Source organism: Komagataeibacter diospyri (assembly GCF_043995075.1).
In the GTDB taxonomy this organism is placed as follows: domain Bacteria; phylum Pseudomonadota; class Alphaproteobacteria; order Acetobacterales; family Acetobacteraceae; genus Komagataeibacter; species Komagataeibacter diospyri.
Genome location: NZ_CP171836.1, coordinates 253,614 through 268,658, shown reverse-complemented (window position 1 = coordinate 268,658; position 15,045 = coordinate 253,614). Strand labels below are relative to the sequence as shown.

Here is a 15,045-nt window from a genome sequence, read left to right as displayed (position 1 = left end):
ATCAGCGTTCTTATAAGATCATGCACAAACCATTACCCTTCTTCATACCTTAGAACTGAACACCATTCCCGCTCCCAAGCCAATACACAGTTATGCAGGTCCGCCCGTGGTAGATCCTCGCCGGCATAACTGAGGCAGGTCGCCGCGCGCTCAAGGTTTCCCTTTCTGATATTTAGCGCAGCACAGAACCTGTAAAATGCCTTGATATCTTCCGGCTTGCTGCTGATGAATTTCGTTCCCGATCTTCTCATCAGTTCGCCCCCATCGCCCGATAAGGATTCCACGTAGGCGACAGCCAGAACTTCTGCCCCTGGTTCTGCTGGATGCCCAGTTCGTAGCGTCTGAGATATCCGGGGTTCATCATTTCCTGCAGGCGGTAGAACACCAGATAATCGAGGGCGGCGCGGGTATAAAACAGGTTACCGAAGGGCAGTTCCCGCCGGGCTTCCTGCAGCAGGTTCATCTCGAAGGTCTTGCCCTTGGGGGCATCGGCACTGCCCAGCGCCATGTCGCGGCTGTTGGCGAACATCTTGAACAGGCTGCTGGCGTCCGAGAAGGTCGGACCTGCCAGCGTCTCAAGGAACGAATTTCCCATGCGGCTCTGTTCACCGAACAGGAAATCACCGTAGATCCCTGCCCCGCCGCCCTGCTGCATGGCGGCCAGAACCGTGCGCCAGTCGGCCGGGTCGCGCGGTTCCTTGCCCACGGCCATCGCCTTCAGGCTCATGGCGACGTAGCCCAGCACCGTTGTCGCCACGATCAGGTGTGCGATACCCGCCACGTCTGCGCCGTCGCGCGTGACCTCCCTGCCCCACACGCGGCGGATGTGCGTCAGTGGGAAGGACTTGAACTGCATCAGCATGCGCATGGCCTGCCCCAGAACCGGGTTCACACGGTCAGCGGCGGCGTAACTGCCCTGCATGAAGGCCTGCGTGCGCGGGTCGATCTCGGTCATGCCCTCGCGCACCTGGTCGATGATGTAGGAGGACAGCTTTGATTGCAGTTCGTTGCGGGCCTCATCATGGGTGATGGTGTCACGCAGCAGGGGTTTCAGGTCGTCTTCGGTCAGGTGATCCAGTTCAGCCGGCAGGATATGCGTGTTGCCGTCTGCCGCCTCCTTCGCCGTGCCGCGCAGGACGTTCCATTCTGCCGCGCCGATGCCATAACGCGTCAGGGACTGGCGCAGCTTGGGGTGCAGGGCGTCGAAGTCCTTGCCCGCGTTCCGGCCAAGGTTGTGGGTCAGCATGGTGCCGAACCCTTCCTTCATGGCATCGGTCCAGTATTGCAGGCCGTTCAGCCGATGGAAGAACTGCACGGTGCGACCCATCTTGCCCAGCGGGCCGTCCTCGCCATGAAAGCGGGTCATGATCGCGCCCAGCGTGCCGTCAATTCCCACGCCCATCATATGCGCGATCTGGCGCCGGTTGCGCGTGCCCTTGCTGAGCGTGCCGGGAACCACGCTTTTCAGCGCGTTCATGTAGCTTTCCAGCAGCGGGATGCCGTTATGCCGCGCCACCGAAGCCGTGACCGCGATATCGGGCAGCGAGGACAGCACCACGCCACCCAACTTGGTGATGGCCTGATAGGAGCGCAGATAGGCCCCGATGGCGGCAATGGTCTTGTTCTGCGGCGCAGCCGCCCGGCCCGTCACCACATCGACCAGCGCGCCATCCTTCAGCGTGCGCAGCCTGTCCACCGTCTTGAAGTCGTTGCGGTCTTTGGCTGTGGCGATGGCCCGATCGGCCACATGGTCGAACATGGCGCGCGGGTTGGTGCCCAGCGTACGCATGACGGCGGCGTTGCGTGCGCCGCGCTCCATGCCCTGCATCACGCTGTCCAGAACGTTGCCCTGGCCGAACTGTTCGTTATAGGCCAGCCAGTCATCGGCAGATCTGAACATCAGGCTGCGTTCCTGACTGGCGCGTTTGGCGGCATTGGCCGGCCCCTTGAACCCGGACAGCCAGTCCGATCCGTTGGCGCTTTCATGCACGCCTGATGCCAGCGCCTGCCATGTGGCGCGCAGGTAATGTTCCTCGCTGGTGTCGGCATCCAGCCGGTCAAAGGTGCGCGGGTCCAGCTTCGGCAGGATGCTGTCGCGCCATGCCCGGTAATCTTCCTCGCCACCATTGCCGCGGATCTTCCACATGTCGTGGCTCTGGCGGGTGACGTAGTGTTCCTGTTTGCCGATCCATGCTCCGGCCTCGTTCTGCATGGCGCGGACCTTTTCCTGATGGCGGTGCAGGATCTCGGCGGCCTGCCGGGCGTGTTCGTTACCCGTGGCCGCGCCCGATGCCGGGTCATCCAGCCGCCACATCTCACGCGCGATATCGCGGTCAAAGTCATGGTTGCGGCGGGTCACGGCCTTGAGCAGCCCGGCGCGGTCGAGGTCCGTCACCAGCGGCCCCATGACATCCGCAACCAGAGCGTGTGTCGTGGCCGCAACCGACAGGGCGGCCCCGCGCTGCGTGTTCTCGCGCCCGGCGATGATGCCTTCCAGCGCCTGCGCTTCCTCGCCTTCGGTCAGGCGGCCCATGATCTCGGACCGGCGGGCAAGGTTGATCTTCTGGTTGCGTTCCTCGATCAGGGAGGCGATGCGGCGTTCCATGCCAAGCTGCCGCCCGGCCTCGCGCGCGGCGTCCTGCAGCGACATGCCTTCGCTCATCAGGCGGTCCATGCGGCGCTGGGTGCTGGCAAACACCTCATGCAGTTCATCTTCGGACAGGGCGCGGCCCGCGGCGCGCGCGGCGGTCTCGAAACAGTGGCGATAGGATCCGTCAACCATTTTTCATTTTCCCGATCATGCAGCCTGCGGCGGCTTCATACGCGCGGGCATCGCCTTCGGCGCGCTGTGTCTGTTCGTGGATGTCATCCAGCGCCTTGCGGTCATCGTCCGTCATGCCTTCGGGCATGGTCGACTGGCCCCCGCCATCCGTGGTCATGCCGAGGCGGCGGTTGGCGTCATCCACGGCGGCGCGGACCTGCGCCAGTTCGTCATCTGCCGTGCCGCCTGTGACCGGCGGCGCCGCGGCTTCGGTCTGATCAACCGAGCGGCGGGAGGATGTGATGTCCGGCGTGTCTTCAAGGATCTTGCGGTGGGACGCATCGGTGAGTATGCTGGCAGCACTCTGGACCCTATCGCTCCCCACCGCTGGTGTACCAGACATTCCGCGCGCAGCGGCTTGCGAGGGGGCTTCCTGTCTGGTTGGAAGTGTGTCGGGGTGGCGATCCGACTGCCAGAGCAATTCCCTTTTCCCAAGATATTTCTTCTTGAATGGCGCGACCGTTCCGACCCGATAGCGACCGTTTTCTTCCTGCAGGTGGATAACGCCCGCGTCATGCTTGTTGCTGGCTGCGTCCTCTGCATGACGGACAAAGAAGAATGACCCGTTATTCTGGTCGCGTCGGATTTCATCAGGATGTGCCAGAATATCCCGCACGTAGCTTTCCGCATCAGGATAGCCCTGCGCCCTGATCTGCGGCGCGTGTCGGGCTTCCACATGGATACGGCCCACGCCGCCGCCTGTGCTGAAATCGTGCCAGCCTTCCTCCATCTCGATCGGCAGAGACGGGTGGCCTGTAATGCCTTCGGGGAAGGTACCAACCTGCACCGGCGCATCCAGCGGCGTGCCCGGCACGTCCTCGGCCCGGGTCGGTGGCCATGGCCGGTTGCCCATGTCCTGCGCCTGATCCTGCGCTGGTGTGGGCGCTTCCTGCCCTGCCCCTTCGGGGTCAATCGCATCCGTCAGTTCACCCACCACGTTGGGGCGGTCCTGCGCCAGGGCGGCGATAGCCTCGTTCGTCGCGACGTTGCGCGCCTCGGGCGACAGGCTTTCCATCCGGTCGGATACCGGATTGGCCATGTCATCCAGCGTGGGGGCCGTGTCCTTGGTCGGCTGGGCCTTTTCCAGTTCGCGCGCCGGGAACGCCATGTGCATGCCGCCGCCCAACAGGCCGCCAAATGCAACGTTGATCAGCGCCTGTCCCATGGTCCAGTCGTTATGCTCGTCCTGCGAGATGCCGTAATTCAGCGGTTCCAGCGCAGCCTGTCCGGCCATGCCCTGCGTGGCCCCGGCCAGCCCGCGGGCTGCCAGACGGCTATCAACACCGAACCGGCCAAGAATGGATGCCGCGCGGGCCTCCCCCATGCCCGGCACGAAGGCCGAGGCGACATTCAGCGGATCAAGGAACTGTGGCAGAAGGCCGCCGCCAATGCGGGCAGTGCCGCCCAGTATGCCGCCCGGCCCGCTGGACATGGTGGCCTGCCGGACGGCCTGCGCATGTTTCTGCTGGTACAGGTCGTTGGCCAGCGCATCCGATACCGGCGCGCTGAACTTCAGGCCCGGCGTCTGATACCGGCTGTTGGCCTGATCGGCTGTCAGGATGTTGGGGTCCAGTGCCTGCGCGCGATGGCGCACCCAGTCGGCAATACCCATAACCGGCGTATCATGGATGCCTTCCGACACGGCCGCGCCAAGGGTCTGTCCCAGCGTGGACTGCATGTTGTCCGTGCCCTGCTGCTGGATGGACGCGGCCTCGATCGGGTCGCCACTGATGAACGGCATCAGCCCAGCCCCCCTGACTGCACGGTGTTCAGTGACCCCAGATGCGGAGCGGACGTACCGCCCTTGCCATACTGGCCGGAGCGCATGCCATCGAACGTGACGGTCACCGGGCTACCGTCCTTGCGGCGCATGACGTAGGGCGTGGCCCCGTTGCGCGGCGGAATGACTAGCACCAGGCCGCTTTCATCATTGTTGGGCACCCACTGGCCACCTGAGCGCGCGGCGCTGATGCCGAAATCCTTGCGGTCCTGGTCGGTCAGGCCCGGCGCGCTGCCGGGAATGGGCGCAAGATCGGACGGCCTGAGCGATGACAGGACGCTGGCGGTGGCAGTGCGCGCGGCAGGCAGCATCCCCTTGGGAACACGCATGCTGCCGGAGATGTCGTATTTGCTGTTGATCACGCCATCAACCGCGTTGGTCAGGGCCGTGCTGCTGTCCTGCCCGTGGGCGATGTAGTAGAGCGCCAGCCGTTTGGTCGCGTCGTGCACGGTGCGATACAGCGCATCGCCGCCGCTGCTGTTGACCGTGGTGGCGCGGAAGGCGGCCAACTGGTCCTCGACCGGATCATCGCCGCCCTTGGGCAGGATGTTGCTGGCCGCCTGCCCCGCCGCCTCCTGCAACTGCGGCAGGGTGCCTGCCTGCAACGCGCGCTGGAAATCGGCGCGGGCCATGGTCTGGTCGGCCGTGTCCATGTTCGCCAGCACCTGATAATCGGGCGGCAGTTTCCCATACTGGACCAGTTCACCAAATGCCCTCGGCCACTGCTGGCCGTACTGACGGGCGACAGTATCCATGGTCTGACCGATATCTTCCTTGGCCGGATCAGCGCTGGAAATCTGCTGCGACAGCGCCTGGACCTGATCGTTCGTCAGGATGCGTGGTGTCTGGTTGGGCGCGAGGTAACGTTGCATGGCCATGCTCTGCGTAGCATAAGCCTGCTGCGCCTGCGCCACCTGCGCCGGGTCGCCCGACTGCTGCGCTGCCTGCACGGCCTGCGCCGCCTGCTGCATGGCCGGCGCGCTGGCGACATAGGTGGCGGGATCTTTCTTCATCGCCTCCATGCGCTGGGTGATGACGGCGTTGCGCATGTTCGCGACCTGAACGCGCTTCTGGTAGCTGCCGATATCCTCTCCATTGCGCATGGCGTCGGTGTCGCGCTGCATGGCGGCGGCCACCTGATCGGGCGGGGCGAAGCGCAGCGCGTTGGCTTCATCCGCGCCCTGCCGCATGATCTGCAGGCTCTGGATGGTACGCTCTGCCTGCTCGGGTTCCTGCAACTGCCGGATCTGGGCTTCAGGAATATCGTTGGTGGTGTTGCCGTGGGCGTAGGCCGAACCGAGGTCACGCAGGCTGTCGGCCAGTTGCCCGCGCTGGGTTGCGGTGGTGGCTTCCCAGATGGACTTGTCACGGCTGAGCAGCGAATAGGCGTAGGTCTTGGCCTCGTCCGCGATGGGCAGCTTCGAGATCCCAACCTCTCGTGCGTTCCAGTCCGGGGCGGTGTGAGATGGTGGATCGTTGGGAGGTTGCAGGGATGCACCAGCGCGGGATACATAATTTCGCGTTTCCACGAACGGGATGGCTGCGACGAAATCGGCATCGCTAATACCACCCGTGCGCGGGTCGCCATTCTGCTTGATCCACTTGTCCACGTTCCCTGGACCGGCATTGTAGGCCGCGCAGGCAAGTGTCTGGTTGCCGCCATACTTCTGGCATAGCTGGCTGAAATAGGCCCGTCCCAGCGCCTGATTGTAATTACCATCGGTACGGAAACGGTTTTCGTCCCAGCCAATGCCGGTCTGCTGCGCGACTTCCCGCGCCGTGTCGGGCATGAGTTGCGCCTTGCCGACTGCGCCTTTGCTGGACGTAAGGGGCGCACCCTTGGCGTCTGTCTGCTGGCCGCCGCTTTCCAGATGTATCTGGGCATCAAATGTTGCGTCTGGATCAGCCCCCTTTGGGATGGCAGTCGCCTGCACTTCCGGATTGCCGGACACTGCACGATACGCCATTTCACCCTGCTGGCGGTACAGGTGCGGCCGGTTCTGCTCGGATGCCTGTGCATAGGCCGGGGCCGACATGTGCCCCCGGTTGGCGTCAAGGATGCTCTGGGCCTTTATCGCATCGTTGTTATTGGTCGCGGACTGGGCAGCCTGTGTGAAGAACTGGTCGTTCCACTGCTGCAGCTTGGCCTGCGCGATGGGGCTGTCCATCGGCACACCCTGCAGCGCCAGCCGGGCCTGCAGCAGGTTGCGGCCCGTGTTGATCGCGCTACCGAATGCCGCCGGGTTGTCCAGGTTGGCAGCGCCCGTGTTGGCCGCATTGGTCAGGCTGTCTTTCAGCACATCATCCTGATAGGCCTGCCGCTGGCGGCCAGCATGCTCATACATCGCATTGAATGCGCCGGTCTGGAACTGCGTGCTAGCCTGCTGGAAGGCGCGGGCCTGATCGGCATTCATGCCCTGCATCAGGCTCTGACGGTAGGTGTTGATATCCTGCGTGGCCTGACCAAGACTGTCTACGGCGGCCTTGCCCTGCGTGCCGAAATAGCCTGCCGCCTCTGGCGTGCCGTCCTGCGCGTCCGGATCGCCATACTGCGCCGTGCGGACATGGGCCTGAAAGGTGTTCATGGCCGCGCTGACTGCGGTCAGGTTGTCTTCCTGCGCATGGCGCTGGGCCATCTGGCCAAGGCTTTCGGATGCCTGGTTCATCCCATCGCCTATGCGGGAGAACCCTTCGGCGATATTGCTGCCGAACGCACCGGGCTTTGCATTGGCCTCCAGGTAGCCATTGGGGATTTCGCTGGGCAATTCGCTGCCAGGCGTGAAGATCGGATCAGCCATCAGTTACCACCCGGAAATATTGACGCCGGTGCCCGCGAAAGCATTGGACATGCCGGCATCTTCACCGCCGCCCTCAAGCGCGCCGCTGTCTTTCATGTCGTCCCACTTGTCCGCGAACTGGCTGGCGCCACCGATCAGGCTTCCGGCCGCACCCATCGCACCGCCAAAGATTGCGCTGCTGGCGGCCTTTTTGTCCGCCGCCGCTTCGTTATCGAAATTGACCACCTGATTGCGGTAATCCACCGCGCGGGCGTCGGCGTTATACTGGATGCCCGCCACGTTCTGACCCGTGGTCATGGCTGTGGCGTTCTGCACATCCAGCGCGGAGCCGCTGTTCAGGGTGACGCCGTTGGCCGCCATCTGCGCGCGCTGTGCGCCAAGCTGCTGCGCGCCCTGCTGATACGCACGCTGGGCTGCGACATCGCCCTGATCCAGCGCCACATCGGCGTCCCGGCCTGCCATATTGGCGTTCTGCTGGGCAATGCGCGCTTCGTATTTGTCCTGACTGGCTTCGGATATGCCGCCGAGAATGGAGCCGACGCCACCAAGAAGGGAGCCACCGGCCCCCATCGCCGCCGATGCGACACCCATGCTATCCCCTCATTTCCGCACGGCAGAACAGCGCGCCGCCAACGCCGACAGGCTCCGGGTCATGGATGGTAAAGCCAAGCCAGCGCAGCCAGCGGATGGCCTGCGAATATTCCGCATCCACCCGGTTTGTTAGTACGGTGTGGGTGCGCCGCCATTCCTGCACCCATCGCCGGGTCTCGCGCAGGAACAGTTTGCGGTGCCGGGCAAGGTGGATGGTGCCGATCATCCACGGGCAGCCGATGGACGGGTCAAGCAACACTGGTTCGACCAGGCCGAACACGCCAAGGGGGCGGTCACCATCCAGCATGATGGCCGCCACGGCGGAGTGTGCGATGCTGTGGCGGACGGACATGGTCACGGGCAGCGGCGACGTGCGGGCGATTTCGAGCCGGTCCGCCGGGCGCAGGATGGGCGCAATCAGGTCGGCATCATCCGGCACGGCGGCGCGGATGGTGATCAATTGCCAACCTCCACATCGACGTCCAGGCCCGTCACCGTACAGGGCAGCGGGTAATTCTGGAACACGTCCACCTTGCCATACTGGTCCCAGTTGGCGGCCGGGATCACGAACTGCACATCTGACGACAGCGTGCCGGATGTGGCGGCGCTTCCGACCGGGCGCGTGCGGGCGCCATCATCGGTCGAGACCTCGATACCGGCCGTGTTGTAGAGCATGGTGTAGATCTTGCTGACGCGCTTGCGGCGGCTGAACTGCGGGGGCTGCCCAAGGTCCAGTGGCAGGGATTGCATATGCGCCGCGATCGGCAGTCCGACCGTAACCGTGCTGCCCGCCACCGGCAGGGTGACTGCGCCGTTCGTGACGGTCAGGCCAGTATACCCCTTGCCATCAATGCAGGCGGAAACCGTCTGCCCTTCCAGATGCGCCAGCCCCGATACCGCGGTGACAGCCTCACCCGTGTATTGCAGCCCGGCATCCACGAACCACGCTTTGGTAATATCGGCGTTCGCCGTGCCAAGCTGGCGCGTGTGCAGACGCTCGAGATAGGCAACCGTCTTGCCGTTGATCGTGCGCTCAACCACGAAATAGACGGTGTCCTCGACAACACCATTCTCGGTTTCTTCCGGCACGACCGTCACGGCGGTGAACGCCCCGTTGGTCGTGATGTGCTGGTGCCATGCCCATATCTGCTGCTCTTTCAGATAGGTCAGGCCCAGCAGCGTACCGTCCGATCGCACCGCCCACACGATGTTGAACGGAAACTGGGCGAACCGCCAGTCATCTATCGTGTAGCCATAGAACAGGTGGTCAGCCAGAACCGACAGGTCGTTGCCATTATAGACGGCAGCGTAATAGTCATACTGCAGGTCGCGGACATGGCTGCCCTTGCTTTCGACAAACAGCACGTCCTGGTCGATGGGCAGCGGCAGCGTGTCGGCCGCGCCTACGAACATCTGTGGCGTGACCGTTACATCCGCTGGCGTGATGGCCTTGCCCGCATCGCCCCCGCTCACCTTCCACACGCTGCCAGCCGTGAAGATGATCAGGTCCGCCATGGGCACGATATGCCTGATCTGGTTCACCTGCTGGGATGCGATGGTGGCCGTGATGGCGTCATCGTCCTTGACCGGGTTCGCTACATCCATGTTGGTGTAGTTGCCCGAGCGCGTCATCCAGATGGTCTGCGGGTCCGCCGTTGATCCACCGAATACCCGGCGCTGCTGGAAATATGACACGCAGGACGGATTGTTTCCGTCGCTGAACGGGTCTTCATGCGTAGGTGGACCGATGGCCGTATCCGGTTCGTAATCGGTATCCTGAAACGTCAGGTCTGTTGTGGACCCGATCAGACCGTACGACCCGGCATATTTGCGGTAGATGTTGTAGTAATCCGCGCCCGACACTTCGGACCAGTTGACGGTATTGTAGTTTCCGTACTGGGTGTAGTAGCCGATATTGTAGTTACTGACAGACGCAACCGCTGACACATTGCTCTCACTGCTCAGTGCTATGGAAACCGCCGTCACCACGTAATCATAGGTTGCGGACGATATGCCCGGCGTGGTGCCGGTATTTCCCGCGTTGCCTTTGGTAGCAGTCGTGCTGACGGTGCCGGGCGCATCAATGCCTGCGGCAAACGAAACTTCGGCCAGCGTCCAGTCGGTCTCCCCGCTGCGTGACAGGTTGTAGAGGGGGTAGGACGGGTGCGCGATGGTCAGCACGTCCGCCGACTGCACCCATCGGATGCCCCACACGTCCGCCACGGCATAGGGCGTGGCAACCTCATACACGCTGCCATCGCTGTTGGTCAGGTACACGCCATTGGAAATGAAGCGGATGTATTCATTACCCATTTCCAGCACGTAGGACTGCGTGTTGTTGTAGACGAACGGCACAAGACGCGGCAGGTTGGCCGCGTCCTTCACCGCACCGATGAACTGCGTTCCCGGCCGATTGCTGGCGCCGCCCTGCACATGCACGAAGAAGTTTGTCAGCTGGCACGCGCCGGTCTGCCATTTCTCCATATCCGAACGGAAGCGCAGCATGGGCGATATGATGCCCGCGGCAAATGCCGGCCGATATGCGATGGCAGGACGTGGACCACCCGGGGGCATCTGGCTTCCCTGTGACATGATACCCTCCTAAAGGGAACTGAGGGCTATTCTCTTCCACGTGCCCGCGCTGGTACAGAAATAGGCGTAGCTATCATCATTCATGACAGCTCCCTTCGTGCAGGTGGAAGATGATGTCGGAGTGTAACTGGCAGATGTGGCGATTCCCGCAAAAATCGCGTATCCGTTCGTGTCAATGGAAGCGACTTCCGTTTCGGCTGAATTATAGCCCTGGAACAGAAACCCGGATCCGTCAGAGCGCGCATATGCCTGATAGGATACCGTGGCGTCGCGGACGGAAATGCCGGTTGACCACGGAAGAAGTCCGCCGGAATAGTCATTGTGCTGAATATCGACGGCTACCGAACTGGTGGTGTTGCCCGCAGCGCCCCCACCCGTGATGAACAGTCCGCGCGAAATGCCACCATCCAGAACCTTGCCGTTGAAGTTCAGATCGATTTCGTATGCCGCACCGGAGTTGGAACTGAGGTTCAGAACGTCGTTACGCACTTCCATGCTGTAATTCGTCCCGGACGCGCCGCCCGTGCCTGTATCGGCCCCCGCATAAAGACACGACACCATGCGCTTGGTGGTGACCGTATCGCCGGTGTTGGGCCGGTTTGGCAGACACTCGACAGCATGTCCGATCAGGGCGGAACCGCTTGAGGGCAGTGTCAGGGCCGCCGGGTCAATCTCTTCCTTGGTGTTGGCGACAATCAACCACGGGTTCGTGTAAAGGGAATTCAATACGCCCGCTCCGGTGCCCGGCGTGCCAAGTGCGGCGCCGGAGAGAACATTCCCGTTGAAATTGAAGCGGCCAAGCATCTTGTTGGTAAACGTGCCGGTATTCACAACATATCCCTTGGAGGAATATGGGAAATTTACCTCAAGATTATCGGCTTCGGCGGCAGCAATTGCGTTCGTGAACGGCGCCCCATTATCGGTAGCACCGTCACCAACGGCGCCATAATCCCGTACATCAGTCACCGATAAAGCGCGGTCTGCCAGCGTGCGAGCCGTGCTGGCGCCTGTCGCCGTCACAGTGGAAGAACTGACGTTGCCCACAATGGTATCGGCATTCAGGGTGCTGGCGGTTAAACCGTCTGGCACGGTAACAAGGCCGCTTGCCAGGTCAACGGAAATGGGATTGTCCTTGTAGACGCCACTGACATATCGACCAAGAATCATGGCATCGGCATTGGCCGCGTCGCTTCCCAGTTCCCATACGATTGAACCGTTCACATTATAGAGGACGGACGCCCGGCCCGTTGATGTCGGGTTGGCGACGGAAAGGCCGGTTGCCGTGCCATTATCCTTGTCCAGTTTATCCCCTACACTGGTCAGTAAACCGGCAGCGAAATCAGAAAGCGTCTGACCGTTGATGACCAGATTGCCAGCGTTCCCGTTGACATCCATCTTGGACGCCCACCAGTCATGCCACTCCCTGGGGGACGGGATGTAATTCTGTGCCCAGTTTGGGGCAGACTGTGCATGGGACACGCCACCACCAATAAGCAGCGCCACGAACGACAGCATGACAGGCTTTTTCATTCTTCGGTTTCTCCCTCATCTGGCTGGGCACCAAGTTCGATGTTGTTGTGATATGGCCTGCGCCAGCCGACAGGACTTGCCCCGATGGTCAGGATGCCGATACGACTGTCTGGCGTGCTGGCTGGAATGTACTGGCTGTCCCGGTTGGCGATGGCTTTGGCGGGTATGCCGGAATTCGGCACGCCGTTCAGTGTATCTGCCGGGGTCAGGTGCGCCGGGATCGGGCTGTTTGCAGCGGCATCTCCGACCACGAAGCCGCCGGGGAATGTCTCGTTCACCGAGCGGATCGGCCGCCATTCATCACGCAGCGCGGGCATGCCGCGCACCCTGATCCAGTCGGGGATGTAATCGGTATTCTGCTGTTCCAGCACCTGATCAGCCTGCATGGCCTGCTGTAATGCCGTGGCTGCCATGCTGCGCATCTGGCCCGCAATCTCGCCGCTGCCCGTTACGGCAATGGCGATCTCGGCCGCCAGCGCCCATGTGAACGCCTCACGGAACTGCTGCCGCCAGTTGTCTATGGGCTGGGCATTCGAGACATATTGCACCTGCACGCTGGCGTGGTTGGTGCGGATGACGGGCCCGGTATCAGATGTGCCGGCCGTCCCCACGCCCTCGCCAAACGGCAAACAGGCGCGGAACAGCGCATGCCGTGCCTCTCGGTCCATCGGAGGATGGTGTGGCCCCGTCGCAGGCAGGACCTTGTGCACCGTCACGCAGTCGGATGGCCTCTGGAACTCGTACTGCCATTGCGGGTCCGTGCTGGCCGCACCGGTGCCGGTGGCCGTGACGCGGCAAAAGCGCCACTGATACGCCGAGAACAGCGTATCAAGGCACATCTGCCAGAACGCACCGCAGGCGGTTGCCTCAGCCGATCCATCCGTCAGTGACGTGATCGTGCTGCGCGTTCCCGCCCGCAGGAGTGCCGCGTTGCACAGGTCGATCTGCGTGGTCACAGGCCGTGCCTTACTGGCCCTGTTTGTCGATCATCGCGGCGATGAAGCGGGGATCGGACGCGCTGATGCGCTGGCCGACCTGCTTCTGGTATTCCGCCATCTTCTTTTCGGCGGCAGCGTCCAGAGGTTCCAGGTTGGAGCTGGGGTTACCATCATACTGGATGATGGCCCCCGGTTCCTCGACCTTACCGCCGATGTAGCTTTTGGTGAGAACCTTGTATTTCGCCATGGTGCGCCTCACGCCACGTAGTTGCGGGGGTACGGGACGTTCGCGGGAACATCCAGATTGATGCCAGCCATGACCGTGCCTGCATCAAGTGCTACGGACGCCGTGTAGGTCAGGCGCATGTAGCGGTAGAGCGTGTTGGAGAACGCGGGCTTGGCACGGACGAGGAAGGGCGTGCGCTGGCTCAGCGCGCCCAGATCGATGCCGGGAAATTCCTCAAGCGTGTCCCAGTCGGAGCCATCCTGCGAAATCTGCACGGCCACATCCATCGTGGGATCGGGAGGCGCTGCAACCGTGACCGTGGGCGCGGATGTGTAACCCGCGCCACCAGCCGTGACCGTGAAGCCGGTGACAACGCCGTTTTCCACGGTAGCCGTTGCCTCAGCCCCCGCACCACCACCACCGGAAATGGTAACAACGGGTGCCGAGGAATAACCCGCGCCACCGGATGCCACCGCGATGGCGGTTACGGCACCGCTGGCTTCGGTTGCGGTGCCCGTTGCGGTCGCAGTATCGGCCAGCGGCAGCGTGCCGCATTCGGCAAACACCTTGAACGGACCTGTCGGCCCGAAATCACGGTTCTGCGAGAAGTCGATAATGTTGGTCGAGGGGGTAGCAGCACCGGCCGCGAGCGCGGTCAGGTCCTGCGCGTTGCTGAACAGCAGCAGTCCATCAATGATCATCTGGGCGGTTTCCTTACTGGACCGTTTCTTCGGTGTTCAGGATCTGGTCGCAGGTGCGGATGGGGATGCCACGGAAGGCCGTGACCGGCTTGCCGTCCCATTCCAGCATCTGCAGCAGCACGTTGGTCTTGTTGAGCGCCTGCAGGTCCAGCGCCGTGCCGAGCGTGCGGTTGACGTAGATGGCCGGACGCCCCCACGAAAGCGGCTGTCCGCCGGTCGCCTGCGTTGCGGTCTGCACGTTGGTCACACCACGCGGCATGGTGGGGATCTTGTGCACGGCGGCGACCAGCATGGAAATCAGGTTGGCGGCACTGTCGCCCGTCAGGCTGTCCACATCGATGTTGGCGATGCGGACCACGAAACGCCAGTCACGCACGGTCAGGCCGCAATCCCATTTGTAGTGGGACTGATACGCCTGATACGGGTTGCCGTTGGCGTCCAGAACCGGCGCATCGGTCGTCACGTCATTGCGCTGCAGCCCGGCAATGCGCCCCTTGGGGAAAATGCCGAACGCGGTGGTCGGCCCCCAGCAGGTCAGCCACATCGACGTGTTGCTGGTGCCCCGGCCGCCTGCGTCGATCACGTTGACGGCGTTGGCCGCCTTGGTCGCATCGACCGTGCTGTAGCGCGGCGCAAGCCCGGTGAAGGCCGGAAGGTCGCTTTGCTCGGTGCCATAGAACAGCGTGCCCGCCATCTGCTGGTTCATGCCCTCGATGAAGGCCATGTCTTCGGACAGACGGAAGGCGGCCACATCGCCCTCAAGGCTCGCCAGATCCTTATCGACCAGCGAGTAGGTTTCCAGCATGCCGCAGCTATCAGTGATCTGCGCGGTCGTGCTCTTGGCGCGCGGCACACCGTAGTTGAGCATACGCCATGTCGCAGCGGGCAGGCCGGTGCGCACGGTCGTCTTATTGCCCGTGGCGAGGTTGCCCATCTTCCACAGCATGTCATCAAGGATTTCGTTGGTCTGGGACAGCAGGTTCACGATATCCGCGATCTCGCCGTCCTCGCGCCGCGCGGCCCAGTCGGCCAGCGTCAGGCAGGTGGTGCTGGAAATGGTTGCCACCG

The 15,045-nt window shown here is 62.8% G+C and carries 11 protein-coding genes; all 11 read right to left on the bottom strand.

Translation table 11 applies throughout. The annotated features are described in order from the left end of the window. Positions 1-250: 250 nt before the first annotated feature. The 11 genes from ACE2AA_RS01335 to ACE2AA_RS01285 are packed head-to-tail and all read right to left on the bottom strand — an operon-like array spanning position 251 to position 15,043. On the bottom strand, positions 251-2,782 hold the full coding sequence (locus tag ACE2AA_RS01335; protein WP_395370795.1) for a hypothetical protein: 2,532 nt from the start codon (positions 2,780-2,782) through the stop codon (positions 251-253). After that, entirely contained in the window at positions 2,775-4,562 is a 1,788-nt protein-coding gene (locus tag ACE2AA_RS01330; protein WP_395370794.1) for a hypothetical protein, read from the bottom strand. The genes ACE2AA_RS01335 and ACE2AA_RS01330 overlap by 8 nt, the downstream gene beginning before the upstream one ends. Next, positions 4,562-7,399 (bottom strand): transglycosylase SLT domain-containing protein, encoded by a 2,838-nt coding sequence (locus ACE2AA_RS01325; RefSeq protein ID WP_395370792.1) that lies wholly within the window; start codon positions 7,397-7,399, stop codon positions 4,562-4,564. The genes ACE2AA_RS01330 and ACE2AA_RS01325 overlap by 1 nt, the downstream gene beginning before the upstream one ends. Positions 7,400-7,402: 3 nt before the next feature. After that, positions 7,403-7,990: a hypothetical protein gene (locus tag ACE2AA_RS01320; protein ID WP_395370790.1), complete on the bottom strand. Its 588-nt coding sequence runs from the start codon at positions 7,988-7,990 to the stop codon at positions 7,403-7,405. 1 nt (position 7,991) lies between these two features. Next, positions 7,992-8,450, bottom strand: coding sequence for a hypothetical protein (locus ACE2AA_RS01315; RefSeq protein WP_395370789.1), 459 nt, complete (start codon positions 8,448-8,450; stop codon positions 7,992-7,994). Next, positions 8,447-10,582, bottom strand: a complete 2,136-nt coding sequence (locus ACE2AA_RS01310) for a hypothetical protein (RefSeq protein WP_395370787.1) — start codon at positions 10,580-10,582, stop codon at positions 8,447-8,449. The genes ACE2AA_RS01315 and ACE2AA_RS01310 overlap by 4 nt, the downstream gene beginning before the upstream one ends. 9 nt (positions 10,583-10,591) lie before the next feature. After that, positions 10,592-12,112: a hypothetical protein gene (locus ACE2AA_RS01305; RefSeq protein ID WP_395370785.1), complete on the bottom strand. Its 1,521-nt coding sequence runs from the start codon at positions 12,110-12,112 to the stop codon at positions 10,592-10,594. Then, on the bottom strand, positions 12,109-13,068 hold the full coding sequence (locus ACE2AA_RS01300; RefSeq protein ID WP_395370784.1) for a hypothetical protein: 960 nt from the start codon (positions 13,066-13,068) through the stop codon (positions 12,109-12,111). The genes ACE2AA_RS01305 and ACE2AA_RS01300 overlap by 4 nt, the downstream gene beginning before the upstream one ends. Before the next feature lie 10 nt (positions 13,069-13,078). Beyond that, on the bottom strand, positions 13,079-13,297 hold the full coding sequence (locus ACE2AA_RS01295) for a hypothetical protein (protein ID WP_395370782.1): 219 nt from the start codon (positions 13,295-13,297) through the stop codon (positions 13,079-13,081). Between the two features lie 8 nt (positions 13,298-13,305). Beyond that, complete coding sequence (locus ACE2AA_RS01290) at positions 13,306-13,977, bottom strand: hypothetical protein (protein ID WP_395370781.1); 672 nt, start codon at positions 13,975-13,977, stop codon at positions 13,306-13,308. Between the two features lie 13 nt (positions 13,978-13,990). Then, complete coding sequence (locus ACE2AA_RS01285) at positions 13,991-15,043, bottom strand: major capsid protein (protein WP_395370779.1); 1,053 nt, start codon at positions 15,041-15,043, stop codon at positions 13,991-13,993. Between the last annotated feature and the right edge of the window lie 2 nt (positions 15,044-15,045).